The following is a 19,889-nucleotide window of genomic DNA, read 5'->3' on the forward strand; positions in this document are numbered from 1 at the left end:
CAAAAATAACTTTATAAACGCTGCGCCGGTTGCGTTGTCGTTAAAATAGCAAGATACTTGGCCCATGGCTCCGGGTAATAATAACGGAACCAACGGCAATACAGGATTGTTACTTTATGGTCGTCGTGTTTTATCCGTCGGCCATTGGGCAAAACCTAAACCTCTTACGAGTGGCGGATTTCGTCGCTTATTTAAGGGGTTTAGGTTTTTTTTTGCAAAAAATTTGCAGCGGGAAGATTTCACACGGTTTTTTTATCTGGCTGACCGTCCTGTTTGGTTGTCTGTATTTAAGGAAAGTCTATGAAATACGAAACATTAGCTACTGAGATACTCGAAGGTGTCGGTGGCCGCGGTAATGTGAACAGCGTAGTGCATTGCGCGACGCGGTTACGTTTCAAATTAAAGGACAGCCAGAAGGCCAATGCCGAAGCGCTTAAGGCTAACCCTGGCGTTATTATGGTCGTGGAAAGCGGCGGGCAATTTCAGGTAGTGGTTGGTAATCACGTCAGCGACGTTTTCCGCGATTTTCTTAGCGTGGCGGGAATGAGCGAAAATGATAATTCTACCGGCGGCGATGCGAAGAAAAAAGAAAATTTCTTCTCTCAGTTTATCGATATTATTGCCGGTATCTTTACGCCGCTGATGGGAATTATGGCGGCCGCGGGGATCCTGAAAGGTTTTCTTGCGCTCTGTCTGGCCTGCGGCTGGATAGTTGATACCAGCGGGACCTATAAAATATTATTTTCCGCCAGCGATTCATTGTTCTATTTTTTCCCGATTATTCTCGGCTACACGGCGGGCAAGAAATTTGGCGGTAATCCCTTTATTACCATGGCGATTGGCGGCGCACTCGTGCACCCTTCGATGATCGCCGCCTTTAATGAAATGCAGAGCGCCGATGCACAGCCGCTTTATTTTCTCGGTATTCCGATCACCTTTATTAATTATGCCTCGTCGGTTATTCCGATTATCTTCGCCTCCTGGGTTTCCTGCCGGCTGGAGAAACCGTTAAACAATCTGCTGCACGCCAATATCCGTAACTTTTTTACCCCGACGCTGTGCCTGCTGATCACCGTTCCGCTGACTTTCCTGCTAATCGGTCCGGTGGCAACCTGGTTGAGCCATCAGCTGGCGAACGGCTATCAGATGATCTACAGCTTTAACCCGACCATCGCCGGCGGATTCATCGGCGCGATGTGGCAGGTCTGCGTGATATTTGGTCTGCACTGGGGCTTTGTTCCCTTGATGATCAATAACTTCAGCGCGCTGGGCCACGACACCATGCTGCCGTTGCTGATCCCGGCGGTGCTGGCGCAAGGCGGCGCAGCGCTGGGCGTATTTTTACGCACCCGCAACGTCAAGCTGAAAGGCATCTCCGGATCGGCATTCCCGGCGGCGATCTTCGGTATCACCGAACCGGCGGTGTACGGCGTCACGCTGCCGCTGCGCAAACCCTTTATCTTCGGCTGCGCCGGCGGCGCGATGGGCGCGGCGCTGATGGGCTATTTCCATACGATTCAATACTCTTTCGGCCTGCCGAGCATTTTTTCCTTTACGCAGATCATTCCGCCCAGCGGCGTCGATAGCTCCGTGTGGGCCGCCATTATCGGCACGGTGTTCGCTTTCACCTTTGCCGCCGTCGCCTCCTGGCTGTTCGGCGTGAAAGAAGAGCAAATCGTGGCGCAGAGCGAGACCCCTGCGGCGGCGCCCGCCGGGGAAACGCGTGCGGCTACGCCGGTATCCGCCGCAAGTACGCAACAGGTCAGCAGCCCGATCGCCGGCGCGCTGTTGCCGTTAGAACAGGTCAGCGATCAGACCTTCGCCAGCGGTTTGATTGGTAAAGGGATTGCCATCGTGCCGCACAGCGGCCGCGTGGTCGCCCCGGTGGACGGCACCGTCTCGTCGCTGTTTAAGACCAATCATGCGATTGGACTGGAATCGGACGAGGGCGCGGAAATTTTGATTCACGTGGGGATCGATACGGTCAAGCTGGACGGCCAGTATTTTACCGCCCATGTTAAAACCGGCGCCAGGGTAAAGCAGGGCGATCTACTGCTGGAATTTGATTATCAGGCCATTAGTGCGGCGGGTTATGACATCACCACGCCGGTACTGATTACTAACAGCGAGAGTTATATCGACGTGGTGCCGGCGGCGGAAAGCGCCGTGACCGAACTGGCGCCGTTACTCACATTGCTACGCTGATTCACACACATTTAGCACCCGCATTGGGAAGGAGAAAAAGATGAGTTACCAGTTTCCTGACAACTTTTTATGGGGCGGCGCCATTGCGGCCAATCAGGTGGAAGGCGCCTACTTAACGGACGGTAAAGGATTATCCACCTCCGATCTGCAGCCGCACGGCGTACTGGCGGAAGCCGTGGAGCGGCATGACGGCGACAGCGGCATTAAGGACGTGGCGATCGATTTCTATCACCGCTACCCGGAAGATATCGCTCTGTTCGCGGAGATGGGTTTTAAATGTCTGCGCACCTCCATCGCCTGGACCCGCATCTTCCCGCAGGGCGATGAGGAGACGCCGAACGAAGCCGGTCTGGCATTCTACGATCGCCTGTTCGACGAGATGAGCAAGTACAACATTCAGCCGCTTGTTACGCTGTCGCACTACGAGATGCCCTATGGTCTGGTGAAAAAACACGGCGGATGGGGCAATCGCCGGACCATCGAGTTTTTTGAGCGCTACGCCCGCACGGTATTCCAGCGCTATCAGCATAAGGTGAAATACTGGCTGACCTTTAACGAAATCAATATGTCGCTGCACGCGCCGTTTACCGGCGTCGGTTTGCCGTCGGACAGCAGCAGGCAGGATATCTATCAGGCGATTCACCACCAGTTGGTGGCCAGCGCCAAAGCGGTCAGCGCCTGCCATGAAATCATCCCCGACGCTAAAATCGGCAACATGCTGCTGGGCGGGATCCTCTATCCGCTGAGCTGCAAGCCGGCCGATGTGATCGAAACGCAGCAGCAAAACCGCGACTGGCTGTTCTTTGGCGATGTACAGGTGCGCGGCTATTACCCGTCCTATATGAACCGCTTCTTTAAACAGCGCGGCATTACGCTGCATATCACCGACGACGATCGCCAGGCGCTGAAACATACCGTCGACTTCATCTCATTCAGCTACTACATGAGCGGCTGCGTGACGACGGATGAAGAACTGAACCAGAAGGCGCGCGCCAATATTTTAAATATGGTGCCCAATCCGCATCTCGAAAGCTCTGAATGGGGCTGGCAAATCGACCCGCAAGGACTGCGCTACCTGCTGAACGTACTGTATGACCGCTATCAGAAACCGCTGTTCATCGTCGAAAACGGACTGGGCGCGAAGGATAAGATCGACAGCGACGGCAGTATTAATGACGACTATCGCATTAAGTATCTCAACGACCATCTGGTGCAGGTGGGCGAAGCGATCGAGGATGGCGTTGAGGTGCTGGGCTACACCTGCTGGGGGCCGATCGATCTGGTCAGCGCCTCCAAAGCGGAAATGTCGAAACGCTATGGCTTTATCTATGTCGATCGCGATGATGCGGGCAACGGCACGCTGGAACGTAAGAAAAAGAAAAGTTTTTACTGGTATCAGTCGGTTATCGGCAGCAACGGCCAGACGCTGAAATAGCCGGACTGGCCGGGCTGGCGCCGGGCCAGTCCGGCCGCCCTTCGGCGGGAACGCGCGGGCGGCGCGGCGTCTGCATAGCGGGTCCAGCGGCAGGGCGGCGTCACGTCGGCTACGGTTAAACAAGAAGGCGCATAATGAACAGACGAGAGTTATTAATTAAAGCCGCGGTGGTGGCCGGCTGCATAAAAGCGCTGCCGCTGCAGGCGGCGAATAATCGCGTTCAACCGGGCGACAAACCGGCTCCGTTAACCCGGCAGCAGCATTGGGTCGAAATGGCTGAGGTGCTGAAACCGGTGTTGAAAGAAGCGCCTTACCCGGCGATCGCGGTGGTTGCGCCGCGCCAGGATCCGGCCGGCGTGGCGCTGGAAAAGGTGTACAGCATCGGCGCATTAGACGAGAAAAGTTTTAAAGACGGCGACAGTTTCATCGTCGATTTTGGCGAACACTATACGGGGTATCTGATCTTCGATCTGGGCTGGGCCGGCGTTTCCTGCGATGCGCCGGCGCGTCTGCGCCTGATATTCGGCGAGGTCAGCACCGACGTGACTCAGCCGCTTTACCCCTATAAGGGCTGGATCAGCGCCTCCTGGCTGCCGGATGAGATCCTCAACGTGGATTTTCTGCCGCAGCAGGTCAGAATCGCGCGCCGTCACGCTTTCCGCTATGTCAGGATTGAGGTGATCTCCACCTCATCGAATTTCAGCGCTACTTTTCGCAATATTCAGGTGCGTGCGGTTTCTTCCGCCGGCGTCGATCGCCATCAGCCGGCGAACTATGACAGCCCGTTACTGCGCGACATCGATCGGGTCAGCATCAGAACGCTGCACGAATGTATGCAGACCAGTTTTGAAGACGGACCCAAACGCGATCGCCGCCTGTGGGTCGGGGATTTACGCCTGCAGGCGCTGGTCAATTACGCCAGTTTCAATAACGCGGCGCTGGTTCGCCGTTGTCTGTACCTGTTCGCCGGGCTGCAGCGCGCGGATGGTTATATTACCGCCTGCGTGTACGAGCAACCGACGCCGCGCATCGGTGAAGTGGTGCTAATCGATTACGCCGCGCTATTTGGCTGCATTGTGCTCGATTACCTGCATGCGACGAACGATCGCGACACGGCGGCGGAGCTATGGCCGGTGGCCCGGCAGCAGCTTGAGCTGGCGCTGAACAATGTTGATGCACAAGGGCTGTTTGTCGCGCCGCAGCAGGACTATGTCTTTATTGACTGGAACCCCGGACAGGACCAGAGCGAGGCGCTGCAAGGGCTGGATAAACAGGCCGCGATGCAGGGGCTGCTGATATACAGCTGCCGGCAGGGGATGGCGCTGGCGCGGGCCGTGGGCCGGGAGGAAGACGCCGCGCGCCTTGCGGAGAACATCGCGCTTATGAGTCAGGCCGCCAGCCGCCGCTTATTCGACTCTGCGCTGGGTGTATTTGTCAGCGGCGAACATCGGCAGGTATCCTGGGCCTCTCAGGCATGGATGGCATTGGCCGGCGTATTGCCGCAGCAGCAGATGGCGCAGGCGCTTGAACACGTTATGACGATGCCGCAGGCCGTGCGTCCGCTGACGCCCTATTTATATCACCATATGGTGGACGCGCTGATTCGCTGCGGGCTCAGCCAAAAGGCGAAAAAACTGGTGGAAACGTACTGGGGGGCGATGGTTAAAACCGGCACCAATACTTTCTGGGAAGCCTTTGATCCTGAAAATCCGATGTCTTCTCCCTATGGCAGTAAACAAATTGACAGTTATTGTCATGCCTGGAGCTGTACGCCGAGCTATTTTATCCGTAACGGTTTTACATAAATAATAATTAACTTACTGTGGTTATTTATTGTGCCGGGAACGTTGTTTTATAAAACAGCACATACCTCAAATAATGGCGTTGCGGCAGGGCGGTAACGCAGCGACACATTGCATCGACAACGAATGTGTCCAGCCAACGGCTGGTCTTAGGTGAGAGACTGGGTGTCTCTCATTAATCCCCGGCAGCATACCGCAATTAGCGGCTGCGGGGAGCGGCAAATCTGTCGGCAGCAGATTTGAATGTCGCTGGCGGCGGCACGGTAAGTGTTAAAACCATGGTGTGGCGAGTAACAAAACCAACGTACCTGGAGCCTGAAGTTAAAGGGTATATCGACAATAAATAGATGCTTTAAATAAAACAGGAATAAACGGAGGGCGCGAATACCGCATATTCAACGAATAGAGACGATTGGTTATTACACAGGGGAATATACCCTGTCTGAATGAATAATACTCATGCTGGCCAACTAATAAGCCGGTGAGCTATTCTTTTGTTCTGAAAAATGTATTGTTTGTAGTTCACAAAAACAAAAAATCAACAAAAAAACAGATTGCGTGACTATAGCGGCGGCGATTATTTTATAGCAAGAGGGATGCATATTAATCTGAATGAAAAATACGTTTTCGTCGCATTAAGGGTTTGGCTGAGTATAAATTAATGTCCGGCTGGCCACTGTCCGTGTAAGGGGGATGTCGATTTTCTTTCATCAAAAGAATCAGGGAGATATTTTCCGGATAATCTTTTTTCTTTCAGCAGAGCAGAGGCAGACAATGAAATATGAAACATTGGCCTGTGAGATACTTGAACGTTTGGGCGGTGAGGAAAATATTATCAGTATATCTCACTGCGCCACCAGACTGCGTTTCAGACTGAAAGATTATAAGAAAGCGGATATTGACGGCCTGAAAAATAACACCGGTATTATTATGGTTATGGAATTCGCCGGACAGTTACAGATTGTTATCGGTAATCACGTTAATCACGTTTACCGTACGATCCTTATGTTGACCCACCTTGATGAGCGTTGCGAAGAGCGTGAGCAGGCGGTTGGTTATAAAAATATCGCCGGGAAATTTTTTGACATCATCGCCGGTATTTTTACTCCGCTAATCGGAGTATTGGCGGCGACCGGCATTCTGAAAGGGTGTCTGGCGCTGGCGTTGCATTTTAACTGGTTACAGGAAGAAAGCGGCACCTGGCGAATATTATTCGCCGCCAGCGATGCGCTGTTCTATTTCTTCCCGATTATTTTGGGTTATACGGCGGGGAAAAAATTTAATGGCAATCCCTTTGTCACCATGATTATCGGCGGCGCGCTGGTCCATCCCAGTATGGTAGAGGCATTTAACGCTATGCAGACGGAAGATTATCAGCCGCTGACTTTTTTAGGCATTCCGGTCATGTTGATTAATTACAGTTCGTCGGTCATTCCGGTGATTTTCGCCTCCTGGGTTTCCTGCCGGCTGGAGAAACCGCTCAATGCCATACTGCATGCGCATATTCGCAATTTCTTTACGCCGCTGCTGTGTCTGAGCATCACCGTATCATTGACTTTTCTGCTGATCGGCCCGATCGCGACCTGGCTCAGTCAACTGCTGGCCAACGGCTATCAGATGGTTTATGGCTTTAACGCCGTTCTTGCCGGCGCGCTGATGGGCTCGCTGTGGCAGGTGTTTGTGGTCTTTGGTCTGCACTGGGGGTTTGTTCCGCTGATCGTCAACAACTTCAGCGTACTGGGCTATGACACGCTGTTCCCGCTGTTGCTGCCGGCCGTGATGGGGCAGGCCGGCGCCACGCTGGGCATTATGCTGCGTACTCGCGATAGCAAACAGAAAGGGATTGCCGGCTCGGCGCTGTCCGCCTCGCTGTTTGGCATTACTGAGCCGGCGATTTACGGAATTACGCTGCCGCTGCGCCGGCCGTTTATTTTTGGCTGCATCGGCGGCGCGCTGGGCGCGGCGGTGACCGGCTATTTTAATACCGCGGTCTATTCTATCGGCGTCGCCAGCCTGTTTACCTTTACGCAAATGATCCCGCCGACCGGCATTGATATCACGGTCTGGGCGTCGGTGTGCGGCACCGGTCTGGCGTTTATCTTCGCCGCCGTCGTCAGTTGGGGGTTCGGTATTAAAAACGATCGGCTGCAGGGGATACACACTCTAATGACGCAGGCTAACGCATCGCGCGAATATATTATTTTCGCGCCCCTGGCTGGGAAACGTTGCCCGCTGGAAAATATCCGCGATAGAACATTTTCCAGCGGAGTGATCGGCAAGGGCGTGGCCATTATACCTGAGGACGGTCGGATCGTTTCGCCGATCGACGGCTGCGTGGCGGTCTTATTTAAAACCGGCCATGCCGTCTGTTTGAAAACGCAAGAGGGGACGGACGTGCTGATTCATATCGGCATTGATACGGCGCAGCTTAACGGCCGTTATTTTACGCCACGGGTAAAAAATGGCGCGCGGGTAAAAAAAGGCGATGTGTTGATTGAATTCGATCTGCCGGCGATTATCGCGGCGGGCTACGATACTACCACGCCGGTTATTATTACCAATAGCAGCGATTACCGTGACGTATTGTCGACGCAGAACGATGACATACAAATTCAGGCGCCATTATTAACCGTGCTGTGTAACCAGGAATGAATTTTTATTCGACGTCGGCAGCATAACCTAATCAAAAACCGCCATTGCCAATAATGGCAATGACCAGGCCATTTTTTCAATGACGATGGGGAAATAAGATGGAGGATCAGAGCTAAAAAATTGGGGTTGCAGCGTCAAGATAAATTGTCTGTATGGGGATGTAAAAGTCAGAGTGGGTGACGACATCGTCAGTCTGGTTAGAATATTATCAGGAAAATAACAATGACGAAGAAAAATCAATTAAAATTAATAGCAAAAATAGTTGCTCTATTCTTTGCTACCAGTTACGCCCAGGCCGCCACATTAACAGTAGAGCAACGCCTGGCGCTGCTGGAAAAAGAACTCCGTGAAAATAAACAGGAACTACAGGAGACCAAAAAAGAGCTGCGTGACTATAAAAGCAAAGCCGGTCAGCCGATTACTGCGCCTGTCGTCGCCAGCAGCGGCTCGCTGCAGGGCGACGATAGCGTGCTGATTGCCGCCGCGCCCGCCGCCTCCAGCGCCGATGCGCCGCAAAAATCGCTGACGCTGAACGAACTCAGCAAATTCATCAAGGACGATATCGGCTTTAGCTATAAGGGATACTTCCGATCCGGCTGGGCCACCGGATCGCGCGGCGCGCCGAAGTCCTATGCCATCGGCTCTGTGGGCCGTTTCGGCAATGAAAACGGCGCGTGGTTTGATCTGGAACTGGCGCAGAAAGTGTACGATCACGACGGCAAGGTGGCGAAAGCGGTGGTGATGCTGGACGGCAACGTCGGTCTGCAGTACAGCGGCGGTTGGTTCGATAAAGACTCGGAAAACCTGCTTGCATTTTCAGATATCTATCTGACGACGAAAGGTTTCCTGCCCTTTGCGCCGGAGGCTGATTTCTGGGTGGGTAAACATAATATGCCGGTCTATGAAATCCAGATGCTGGACTGGAAAAGTCACCGAACCAACGCCGGCGCCGGTGTCGGTATTGAGAACTGGAAGCTTGGTCCTGGTAAACTGAATGTGTCGCTGACCCGTCAGGATCTGGACGCTCACGCGGTGGATTATGATACCTCAGGCAATAAGCAACAGGTGAATACCAATTCTATCGACCTGCGCTATAAAGAGATCCCGTTGTGGGATAACGCCACGCTGGAAGTGTTCGGCAGGTATGCGATGGCGAATCGCAATGATACTAACCGCAGCAATGAAAATGATGGCAGTTATTACAGCGTGAAAGACGCCTGGCACAGCGGGATTATTTTACGTCAGAACTTTGCCAGCGGCGGATTTAATGAATTCACCCTACAGGGGGCGGATAACTCTATCGCCAGCGGTTATGCCCTTATTTCCGACGCCAATCCATCCTATGGCTATAACGACGATTATTATGGCGAGCATAGCTACGGTAAGGCATTCCGACTCATTTCCCAGGGGGAAATGTATTTACATCCGAAGGTGATCCTGGCTAACGCATTGGTCTACTCCCGCGGCAGCGATATATACAGCTACGATACGGGGGCGCATACCGATTTTGAAAGCGTCCGCGCCGTAATTCGCCCTGCATACATATGGGAAAATAACCATCAGACGGGGGTGGAGCTGGGCTGGTTTGATCAGAAAAACAAGTCTAACGGCGAGGAGTACCATGAATCAGGCTATAAAGCGACGCTATTCCATACCATTAAAGTGGATACCAGCATGCTGACGTCCCGGCCGGAAATTCGTTTTTACGGTACTTATCTGAAAGCGCTGGATAATGAAATAAGTCAATTCCAGTTCGCCGATACTAAGAGCGATCAATTTACCGTTGGCGTGCAGGCCGAAGTCTGGTGGTAATCGGGCGCGCCCTCCAGCAATAGATTTCTGGTTGTGGGCAGACGATAAGCAAAGATATCCCCGGTTGCGCTACGTCGCGGCCGGGGGAAACGGTGATGGACAGAGCAAAGTTATTATCAGGAGCGAATATGAAAAAAATACTGTTGTGCTGCGCTGCGGGTATGTCGACCAGTATGCTGGTAAAAAAAATGGCCGATTATGCTGAGAAAAATGCTATTGAAGTACAAATTGACGCGGTGAGCGCCAATGATTTTGAAGAATCAATCGCTGACTATGACTGCTGTCTGCTGGGGCCGCAAATAAAATATAAACTGGCCGAGTTCAGTAAAATCGCCGGTCAGCTTAATAAGCGCGTCGATCTTATTGATCAAATCGATTATGGCATGATGAACGGCGAGAAGGTGCTGAAGAAGGCGCTGAGCATGTTGTCATAACGCCCACGCCGGCGAATAGACGGCGATCGCCCCGATAATCAGAACGGAGATAGAACAGGATGGACAATAGCGAAATGGAAGGTCTGCTCATCGAGTTAATTACTAATGCCGGTGAAGCGCGATCCTGCGCCATGCAGGCGCTATATACGGCACGGGAAAATAAATGGCAGGAGGTCGATGAGTGCTTACGCCAGGCGAAACAAGCGGTGCGCGAGGCGCATAAAATTCAGACCCGCCTTATCGGCATGGATGAGGGAGAAGGCAAAGTTAAGGTTACGCTAATTACCGTGCACGCGCAGGACCATTTAATGAATGCGCTGCTCTGCCTGGATTTAGCTGAAGAGATTATAGTACTCAGAAAAGAAATAGCCGTTAGTCAGTAATATTTTTTATTAAAAATAGAATCTATATCCGCCATCTTTCAGGTTGCAGATGCGCTGGCGTTTTGCATCCGAACGTTTAGCGGATAATCCATGTTCCCTACAGGACATCATTAGTATGAAAAAATTAAAACTCGTAACCATCGGCGGCGGTTCAAGCTACACGCCGGAATTAATTGAAGGTCTGATTAAGCGGCAGCATGAATTACCGGTGGGCGAACTCTGGCTGGTGGATATTGAAGCCGGACGTGAAAAACAAAATATCGTCGGGGCGATGGCGAAGAGAATGGTGAAGGCGGCCGGACTGGACTGGGATATTCACCTGACGCTCGATCGTCGCGCCGCGCTGAAGGATGCCGATTTTGTGTCGACCCAGTTCCGCGTCGGGCTGCTGGACGCCAGGATCAAGGATGAGTGTATCCCTCTGGCGCACGGCGTGCTTGGTCAGGAGACCAACGGCGCCGGCGGTATGTTTAAGGCGCTGCGCACCATTCCGGTGATTCTCGACATCATCAACGATATGCGGGAACTGTGCCCCGACGCCTGGCTGGTGAATTTTACCAACCCGGCCGGCATGGTGACGGAGGCGGCGATTAAGTACGGCCGCTGGCCGCGCACGGTGGGTCTGTGCAATGTCCCGTTCAGCCATATCGAACAGGCTAAAAAAACGCTGGATCTGGCGGACGGAGAGCTGTCATTCAAGTTTGCCGGTCTGAATCATTTCCACTGGCATCGGGTATGGGATCGCGCCGGACAAGAGCGCACGCAAGAGCTGATCGACAAGATCTATTCGCCGGATCGTCAGCAGGATAATGATGAAGGGCTGCAGAATATTCACCAGATCCCATTCTTCTATGAACAGGTTAAACATCTGGCGCTGCTGCCGTGCGGTTATCACCGCTACTACTACCAGCAGGATGCGATGCTGCAGCACTCTGTTGAGGAATATAAGGAAAATAAAACGCGCGGCCAGGTGGTTAAAGAAACCGAGCAGCGGCTGTTTGAATTATATAAAGACCCCGCGCTGGATTATAAACCCGAAGAGCTGTCCCTGCGCGGCGGCGCTCATTACAGCGATGCGGCCTGTGAATTAATCGCCTCTATTTATAACAACAAAAATACCACCATGGTGGTGAGCACGCAGAATAACGGGGTGATTAGCGATCTGCCCTACGACGCGATTGTCGAAGTCTCTTCCGCCGTTACCTCGCATGGCCCGGAGCCTTTTTACTGGGGTAAATTGCCGCCGGCCGCGCGCGGCATGATCCAATTAATGAAGGCGATGGAAGAGACGGTTATCGAAGCGGCCATCAGCGGAGATTACGGCGCCGCGCTGCATGCCTTCATCATTAATCCACTGGTGCCGGGCGGCGATATCGCCAGACAGATTCTGGATGAACTGCTGCTGGCGCATAAAGACTATCTGCCGCAGTTCGCCGGCAAAATCGCGGAAATTGAAAAATACCAGCCTGAAACGGTGGCGCGGGTGAAAAGCGTGCTGGCCGGTCGGTTATCGCTGAACTGAATACGCCCGGCGGAAACGCCGACTGCGGGAAAGCGGGAAGCGAACACCGCCTCCGGCGGCGGTCGAACCGTTCGTCATCGCACCGGCGAACCGGCGCGGAGGCGATCGAAACAGTAGCGTTCGGGCGGCCCGGCGGAGGTCGAGCCGCCCGAACGCCGCGCCCGGCAGGGCGCCGGTTCATGCCGGCCATGGCCGCCGCGGCCCGCAGGACGATGGGTGCCAATACAACGCTGTTGTAGCAGATAAGGTGGAAGATATGGCTCATAAATTTTTTGTGTATCTGGAAAATGTGCTGACGCCGGTCGCGGTGAAAGTCGGCGGTCAGCGCCATCTCACCGCGGTCAGAGACGGTTTTATCTGCGCGATGCCATTTATTATTGTTGGCTCGTTTATGCTTATATTCGCCTTTCCTCCTTTCCCGGAGGACACGACCTTCATTATCGGCCGTTGGTGGATAGAGGCGGCGAATAAATACGCCTATGAAATCATGACGCCGTTTAATATGACCATGGGCATCATGGCGGTGTTTATCAGCGTCGGGGTGGCCTATAACCTGGCGAAAAGTTATAAGATGGAAGGGTTGCCCTGTGCGCTGCTGTCGCTGATGAGTTTTTTCCTGATTGCGGCGCCGGCGCGCGACGGCGTGCTGCCCGGCGATTATCTGGGCGGCACCGGCGTCTTTACCGCGGTGGTGCTGGCGATCTACGTCACCGAACTGATGCGCTTTCTGAAAGTTAAGAATATCGGCATCCCGCTGCCGGATTCCGTACCGCAAAATATCCGCCAGTCCTTTAATCTGCTGATCCCGGCGGTTGTGGTTATCATGACCATCTATTTATTCAACCTGTTTCTGGTGTCATCGTTTGAAATGGTGCTGCCGCAGGCCATCATGAATATCTTCAAACCGCTGATTTCCGCGTCGGACACGTTACCGGCTCTGCTGTTCGCGGCGTTGCTGGCCCAGTTGCTGTGGTTCTGCGGCATTCACGGCGCCACCATCGTCAGCGGCATCATGTCGCCGTTTTACCTGATCAACCTGAGCGCCAATCAGGCGGCGCTGGAGGCCGGTCTGCCGCTGCCGCATATCATCGCCGGCGATCTGTGGACCTACATTATCAGTTGCGGCGGTTCCGGCGCGACCTTTGGTCTGGTCCTGCTCTATCTGCGCAGTAAATCCTCTCACCTGAAAGCCATCGGCAAGCTGAGCGTCGTGCCGGGGCTATTCAACATCAACGAACCGGTTATTTTTGGTTCGCCGGTGGTGATGAATCCACTGCTGTTTATTCCCTTTATCCTGGTGCCGATGGTTAACGCCACCATCGGCTACCTGCTGCTGAGCGCTAACTGGCTGGATCGCATTATCACCATGGTGCCCTGGACGGTGCCCGCGCCGATCGGTTTCGCCTGGGCCGCAGGCTGGAAGATGAACAATGCGCTGTTGGTGCTGGCGCTGGTGGTGGTCGATCTGATCATCTATTACCCGTTCTTTAAGATGCACGAGCGCCATTTGCTGCAGCAGGAAGCGGAGGCCGGGCAGGAATAGGCTCCGCCGGCGCGAGCGCATAACCTGAGGGCTGGCCGTTTAGCCGGCCCTGTTGTTTCATCAGAGAAGATAAGAGGCTGTTTATGTCATTGTTTCATAAAATAGTTAACGCGGCCCGGCTTATGTTGGCCCTCCTCGCGCTGGGGGGGCCGCTGAGCGGCGCGCAGGCTCAGTCGCAGACGACGCTGCCGTTTACCGTGCCCGAGCATAAGCAAGTTCGGGTCATCATCAGCAGCGATGCGAAGAACGAGGCGGACGATGATTTTGCCGTGGCTCATGCCTTGCTGACGCCGACTTTCGAGGTTAAGGGGCTGATCGGGGCGCACTATGCGCGCACTGCGCCGATGATGAAACGCGACGGGCGCGGCAGCATGGAAGCCAGCTACCAGGAGCTGAAGCACCTGGTGAAGCTGATGGGGAAAAACGACGTGCCGGTGCTGCGCGGCGCCAGCGACGCGCTGGAGCAGGAAGCGCCGCCGGCTAAACTGAGCGAAGGGGCGAAGGCGCTGATCGCCGAGGCGTTGAGGGAGGACAGCAAGCCGCTGTTTGTGTTGGTGCTGGGCTCGTTGACCGACGTGGCGCAGGCGCTGCTGGCCGAGCCGCGCATCGCACCAAAGATGACGGTGGTGTGGATCGGCGGTATGCCCTATCCGAAAGGCGGCTGGGAATACAATATGTTCAACGATCCGATCGCCGCGCGGGCGGTATTCAAGTCGTCGGTGGCATTGTGGCAGGTTCCGCACAACGTCTATATGTCGGTACGCGTATCGCTGGCGGAGCTGGCGCTGCGCGTCAAGCCGCAGGGCGCGGTGGGCAACTACCTGTGGCAGCAGATGGTGGAGTTTAACCAGACCATCTCGCAGACGCTGAAAGACGTCCCCTGGCCGAAGAGCGAAGTCTGGGTGCTGGGCGACAATCCGTCGATTTCGCTGTTGTTGGATGATCATGAATATCATTATACCCTGCGCGCCGCGCCGTATCTGAACGACGACCTGACCTATGGCGAACTGCCGGCCGCCCGCCAGATCCGCGTGTACAACGCTGTGGACACCCGTTTTACTCTGGAGGATTTTTACGCCAAGCTGGCGCTTACCTATGGGACGAGCGGTCATGACTAAACTCCTGCTTGCCTGCCAGTGCGGTCTGTTAGCCTGCGCCATCCATGCGCCGCAGGCTTCGGCGGCGGCGAAACCCGTCACCGATCGCCTGCTGTACGGCGTGGCTTATTATGATGAATACATGCCTTACGATCGGCTGGACAGCGATGTCAAAATGATGAAGGAGGCGGGCATCAATGTCGTGCGAATCGCCGAATCCACCTGGGCGACGCTGGAGCCGCAAGAGGGGACGTTCGATTTCAGCCATATCGACCGCGTGCTGGCGGCCATGGACAAGGCCGGCATCCGGGTGATTATCGGTACGCCGACCTACGCGGTGCCGGCGTGGATGGTGAAAAAACATCCCGATATCCTGGCCACCACGCCGCAGGGGCAGTATAAGTTCGGGCCGCGCCAGAATATGGATATTACACATCCCTGGTTTCGCCAGCGGGCGGAGATCGTGATCCGCAAACTGATGGAGCATGTGAAGGATCACCCGGCGGTGATCGGCTTCCAGGTGGATAATGAAACCAAGCATTACGACACCAGCGGGCCGGCGGTACAGGCGCAGTTTGTCGCATATCTGCAAAAAACCTATCCCGACCTGCAGGCGTTTAACAAAGAATTCGGTATGGATTACTGGAGCCACCGGATTCATAGCTGGGATGATTTCCTGTCCGTCGACGGCACGGTCAACGCCAGCCTGGCGGCGGAATTCGCCCGCTTTCAGCGCCAGCTGGTGACGGATTATCTTAACTGGCAGGTTGAACTGGTCAAAAGCTATTCGCGCGCCGATCAGTTCGTGACGCAAAACTTCGATTTGGACTGGCGCGGCTACTCTTACGGCATTCAGCCGCGCGTCGACCAGTTCGCCGCGGCGCAAAAGATGGATGTGGCCGGAGTGGATATCTACCATCCTACGCAGGATCAACTGACCGGGACGGAGATCGCCTTCGGCGGCGATCTGACGCGCTCGATGAAAGGCGGGCAAAACTATCTGGTGATTGAAACCCAGGCGCAGGGTTTTCCCGAGTGGACGCCGTATCCCGGCCAGCTGCGCCAGCAGGCGTTCAGCCATGTTGCGTCGGGCGCCAATATGGTGTCCTACTGGCACTGGAGCACCACCGCCAATTCAATCGAAACCTACTGGCGCGGCCTGCTGAGCCAGGATTTTCAGCCCAACGAAACGTATCTGGAGGCCAAAACCATCGGCGCCGATTTCGCCCGGTTAAGTCCGCAACTGGTGAACCTGAAGAAAGAGAACAAGGTCGCGCTATATTTCAGCAATCAGGCGCTGACCGCGTTCAACGCCTTTAAGTTCGGCTGGACCTCGCAGGAGGAGTACAACGACGTACTGCGCCCCTTCTATAACGCGCTGTATCGCATGAACGTGGAAACCGATCTGGTCGACTCGTCGAGTCGCGATCTGAACCGTTACGCGCTGATCGTGGTGCCGGCGCTGTATTCGGCTTCGGATGCGGAATTACAGCGGCTTAATGATTACGTCAGACAGGGCGGCCACATCGTTTACACGTTCAAAAGCGGTTTTTCCAATGAGCACGTTAAGGTGCGCGCCACGCCGCAGCCCGGCATTATCGAGCAGGCGGCCGGCATTCGCTACAGCCAGGTGACGATTCCGCACAACGTCGCGCTGCGCGACAATCCGTACGGCGTCACGCCGGAGGAAAATCAGGCGCGCTGGTGGATGGAGCTGATTAAACCGACGACCGCCCGGGTGCTGGCGCGCTATGACCATCCGGTCTGGGGGCAGTATGCCGCGCTGACCCGCAATCAGTACGGCAGCGGCACCGTGACTTATCTTGGCTTTATGCCGTCGGACACGCTGATTGGCGCGATCCTTGCCGATGAGGTGAAGCAGGCCGGGCTGTGGGACAAAGCCCAGGCGCTGCATTTTCCGCATATCGTCAGGCAGGGCGTCAATCAGCAGGGGAAGACGGTGCGCTTTCTGTTTAACTACTCGTCCACGCCAACCAGCCTGAGCTGGCCGTGGCCGGACGGCAAAGAACTGTTGAGCAATCAGAACGTGAAAAGCAATCAGATGCTGTCGCTGCCCGCCTGGGGCGTGCTGATTATTGAAGCGTTGTAACGGACCAGCGGAGGTCGATGATCATGGTTAAACGCAATATCCTGCCGTTCGCCAGCCGGAAAGGTTGTCTGTCGGTGTTGTTGATCGCCATGCTGGCGGGCGGCTCCGTCGGGCTGCAGGCCGCCGAGCCGGCGTTGCCGGCTATGCCGGACGGCTCGGTCGCGCCGCGCGAGTACCTGACCGGCGTTAATGCCGACGGCAGCATCAGCTGGCGCTTGTTCGCGCCAGCGGCGAAGTCGGTCGCGGTGGTGACCGGCGCCACTCCGGAGAGCATGGTCTCTCATCCTATGCTCAGGAACGCCGCCGGCGTCTGGTCGTTCACTTCGCCGCCGCTCAGGCCGAACCTGTATGAATACTTTTTCAATGTGGATGGCCTGCGGGCGATTGATACCGGCGGCGCGCTGCCGAAGCCGCAGCGTCAGGTGAACACCAGCCTGATCCTGGTGCCGGGCAGTATTCTTGACGTGCGGCCGGTGGCGCATGGCGATGTCTATACCCTGACGTATTCGTCCACCGCGCTCAGAGCGGAACGCCAGCTGTATGTCTGGGCGCCTCCGGGGCATGAACGCATGACGGACGCGTTGCCGGTACTCTACTTTTACCACGGTTTTGGCGATACCGGCGCCTCGGCGCTGGTGCAGGGGCGCATACCGCAGATTATGGATAACTTGCTGGCGCAGGGTAAGATCACGCCGATGCTGGTGGTGATCCCGGATACCGAAACCGACATCCCGCAGGCCATCCCGGAAAATTTCGCGCCGCAGACGCGTCGCCAGGTGTTTTACCCGCGTAACGCCCAGGCGGCCGACAGCGAGCTGATACACGACATTATTCCGCTGATCGGCAGACGCTTTAACGTGCGTAAAGATGCGGACGGCCGCGCGCTGGCCGGCCTGTCGCAGGGCGGTTATCAGGCGCTGGTTTCCGGCATGAGTCATCCCGAGCACTTTGCCTGGCTGGCCACCTTCAGCGGGGTAACCACCGAAACCGTGCCGAATGCGCGCGTCGCCGCCCGGCTGGCGCAGCCGCAACAGGTTAACCAGCAACTGAAGAATTTCACGCTGGTGATTGGTGAAACCGACAGCGTGACCGGCAAGGACATCGCCGGGCTGAAAAAACAGCTGGAGCAACAGGGGATACGTTTCGACTATAGCCTGTATCCCGGTCTGGGGCATGAGATGGACGTCTGGCGTCCGGCTTACATCCGCTTCGTGCAGAAATTGTTCAAATGACCGCCGGGGCGGGGCGCACGCCGACGCCTCGCCCGGCGGTGGATCAAATTATCGTCATATTTCAGTGCAATATTCGTGTTTCACGCCCCGCAGCCCGGACTTTTCCCCGCTAAAATGTTAATAACGTCCTTGTGATTGTCCGCCGCATAGCGAAAGGCGCGCCCTGACGGCCGGCCACGACGCTATGCGCAGAGGATGGGTAGGTTTATCTCTGAGGGAGCCGTTGACTATGATTGCCCGAGTTATCTTCGCTGGTCTGATGCTGTGTCTGCCGCTTACGCTGCCGGCGGCGCCGGCCGATATTCCGGCGGAGCCGGACAGCGCGCAGGCCCTGAAGCATTATGTGACGGCGTTAAATGCGGACAACAGTATTACGTTTCGTCTGTTCGCTCCGCAGGCGAGCGCGGTTTCGGTAGTGACCGGCGCCACGCCGGTCGACCGGGTGGTCTCTGCGCTGGAGAAAAATGATCGCGGGATATGGGAATACCGAACGCCGGTGCTGGCGGCCGGTCTGTATGAATATTTTTTCAACGTGGACGGCCTGCGCAGTATCGATACCGGCGGCGGACTGCCGCTGCCGCGGCGTCAGGTAAACAGCAGCCTGATTTTGGTGCCGGGCAGTCTCCTGGATGTTCGTGCGGTGCCGCACGGCGTGGTCAGCGAGCTGACTTATCACTCCTCCGTGCTGAATGCCTCCCGGCAGGTCGCCGTCTGGTCGCCGCCCGGCTATAACAGCAACAGTAAACCGCTGCCGGTGCTCTATTTCTACCCGGGCACGTCCGATACCCGGCAAACCTGGCTGGTGTACGGGCGCATCGCGCAAATTATGGATAACCTGCTGGCCGAACGGAAAATCGTGCCGATGCTGGTGGTGCTGGCGGACAGCGTCGGCGCGCCGGCCGGCGCCGTGCCGGAGGATTTTCCAGTCGGGGAGCAGGGCGCGGCGTTTTATCCGCGCAACGCCGCACTTATCGATCGCGAACTGATTCAGGATATTATTCCGCTGATTGGCCGAACTTACCGGGTCAGCCGCGATGCCGGCGGCCGCGCGCTGGCCGGCGCGGCGCAGGGGGGATATCAGGCGCTGCGTTCGGGGCTGGCGCACCCGGATATGTTTCGCTGGCTGGCCACTATCGGCGGTCTCGCTACGCATTCGGCGCCGGACGCGCAAATTGATGCGCTGCTGGCCGACGCCGCGCGCCTGAACCTACGGTTGATTAATTTTACTGTCGCCGCAGGCGAGCAGGATACGGTTGGCGGCGCAGATGTGGCGGCGCTCAAAGCGCAACTGGAGAGCAACAACGTTAACTTTGATTACGCGATCTACCCAGGCGGCCACGAGATGGCGGTCTGGCGCGCCGCCTGGATCGACTGGGTGCAGGCGCTGTTTAAATAGCGTGACGTTAACCTCGCCAGAGTGTGTCCCGTAACTTTTTTTGTACAGATCAGCATGGTTATTTCTGTGCAAAAACGCGTTTAAGCGATAAAAATCGCGCCGAAAACGCTCAATAGTCAACCGGAAATCACATTTCGGAAATGATTCCTGCAGCACTTTTGGGTATGCGGGGAGGTTAAGGGACACACACTAAGGCGGGCGCCCGCCGGGCGTGGGGCAGGGCGCTATTATACCCTGCAGACTGATCGTAACATCGGCCTGCCGCT

Annotated in this window: 14 protein-coding genes; all 14 read left to right on the top strand. The window is 55.6% G+C overall.

The genetic code is table 11. The features are described from left to right. Nucleotides 1–64 precede the first annotated feature (64 nt). The 14 genes from FJU30_RS08405 (at nucleotide 65) to FJU30_RS08470 (ending at nucleotide 19,623) form a co-directional block, all read left to right on the top strand. Complete coding sequence (locus FJU30_RS08405) at nucleotides 65–304, top strand: hypothetical protein (protein WP_150434519.1); 240 nt, start codon at nucleotides 65–67, stop codon at nucleotides 302–304. Next, nucleotides 301–2,205 carry a PTS beta-glucoside transporter subunit IIABC gene (gene bglF, locus FJU30_RS08410; protein WP_150434520.1) on the top strand — a complete coding sequence of 635 codons (1,905 nt, stop codon included), beginning with the start codon at nucleotides 301–303 and terminating at the stop codon, nucleotides 2,203–2,205. The genes FJU30_RS08405 and bglF (FJU30_RS08410) overlap by 4 nt, the downstream gene beginning before the upstream one ends. A 40-nt stretch (nucleotides 2,206–2,245) precedes the next feature. After that, entirely contained in the window at nucleotides 2,246–3,640 is a 1,395-nt protein-coding gene (locus FJU30_RS08415) for a glycoside hydrolase family 1 protein (protein WP_150434521.1), read from the top strand. 134 nt (nucleotides 3,641–3,774) lie between these two features. Continuing rightward, complete coding sequence (locus FJU30_RS08420) at nucleotides 3,775–5,445, top strand: alpha-L-rhamnosidase-related protein (protein ID WP_223881524.1); 1,671 nt, start codon at nucleotides 3,775–3,777, stop codon at nucleotides 5,443–5,445. A gap of 771 nt (nucleotides 5,446–6,216) precedes the next feature. After that, nucleotides 6,217–8,094, top strand: coding sequence for a PTS beta-glucoside transporter subunit IIABC (gene bglF, locus FJU30_RS08425; protein WP_150434522.1), 1,878 nt, complete (start codon nucleotides 6,217–6,219; stop codon nucleotides 8,092–8,094). 222 nt (nucleotides 8,095–8,316) lie between these two features. Next, the gene (locus FJU30_RS08430) at nucleotides 8,317–9,906 is read left to right on the top strand and encodes a carbohydrate porin (protein ID WP_150434523.1); all 1,590 of its coding nucleotides are present in this window, start codon (nucleotides 8,317–8,319) and stop codon (nucleotides 9,904–9,906) included. A gap of 128 nt (nucleotides 9,907–10,034) precedes the next feature. Beyond that, complete coding sequence (locus FJU30_RS08435; RefSeq protein WP_150434680.1) at nucleotides 10,035–10,340, top strand: PTS sugar transporter subunit IIB; 306 nt, start codon at nucleotides 10,035–10,037, stop codon at nucleotides 10,338–10,340. Between the two features lie 59 nt (nucleotides 10,341–10,399). Next, entirely contained in the window at nucleotides 10,400–10,723 is a 324-nt protein-coding gene (locus FJU30_RS08440; RefSeq protein WP_150434524.1) for a PTS lactose/cellobiose transporter subunit IIA, read from the top strand. 115 nt (nucleotides 10,724–10,838) lie between these two features. Further along, nucleotides 10,839–12,245, top strand: a complete 1,407-nt coding sequence (locus tag FJU30_RS08445; RefSeq protein ID WP_223881525.1) for a 6-phospho-beta-glucosidase — start codon at nucleotides 10,839–10,841, stop codon at nucleotides 12,243–12,245. 256 nt (nucleotides 12,246–12,501) lie between these two features. Further along, nucleotides 12,502–13,788 carry a PTS sugar transporter subunit IIC gene (locus FJU30_RS08450; protein ID WP_150434525.1) on the top strand — a complete coding sequence of 429 codons (1,287 nt, stop codon included), beginning with the start codon at nucleotides 12,502–12,504 and terminating at the stop codon, nucleotides 13,786–13,788. Nucleotides 13,789–13,910: 122 nt separating this feature from the next. Further along, a complete protein-coding gene (locus FJU30_RS08455) occupies nucleotides 13,911–14,906 on the top strand; it encodes a nucleoside hydrolase (RefSeq protein ID WP_150434526.1) in 996 nt (331 codons plus the stop codon). Continuing rightward, nucleotides 14,899–16,995, top strand: a complete 2,097-nt coding sequence (locus FJU30_RS08460) for a beta-galactosidase (RefSeq protein WP_223881526.1) — start codon at nucleotides 14,899–14,901, stop codon at nucleotides 16,993–16,995. Before FJU30_RS08455 ends, FJU30_RS08460 begins: the two co-directional genes overlap by 8 nt. Nucleotides 16,996–17,084: 89 nt before the next feature. Beyond that, entirely contained in the window at nucleotides 17,085–18,227 is a 1,143-nt protein-coding gene (locus FJU30_RS08465) for an alpha/beta hydrolase-fold protein (RefSeq protein ID WP_150434683.1), read from the top strand. 229 nt (nucleotides 18,228–18,456) lie between these two features. Further along, nucleotides 18,457–19,623 (top strand): alpha/beta hydrolase, encoded by a 1,167-nt coding sequence (locus FJU30_RS08470; protein WP_150434527.1) that lies wholly within the window; start codon nucleotides 18,457–18,459, stop codon nucleotides 19,621–19,623. Nucleotides 19,624–19,889: the final 266 nt, after the last annotated feature.

This window comes from Affinibrenneria salicis, assembly GCF_008710095.1.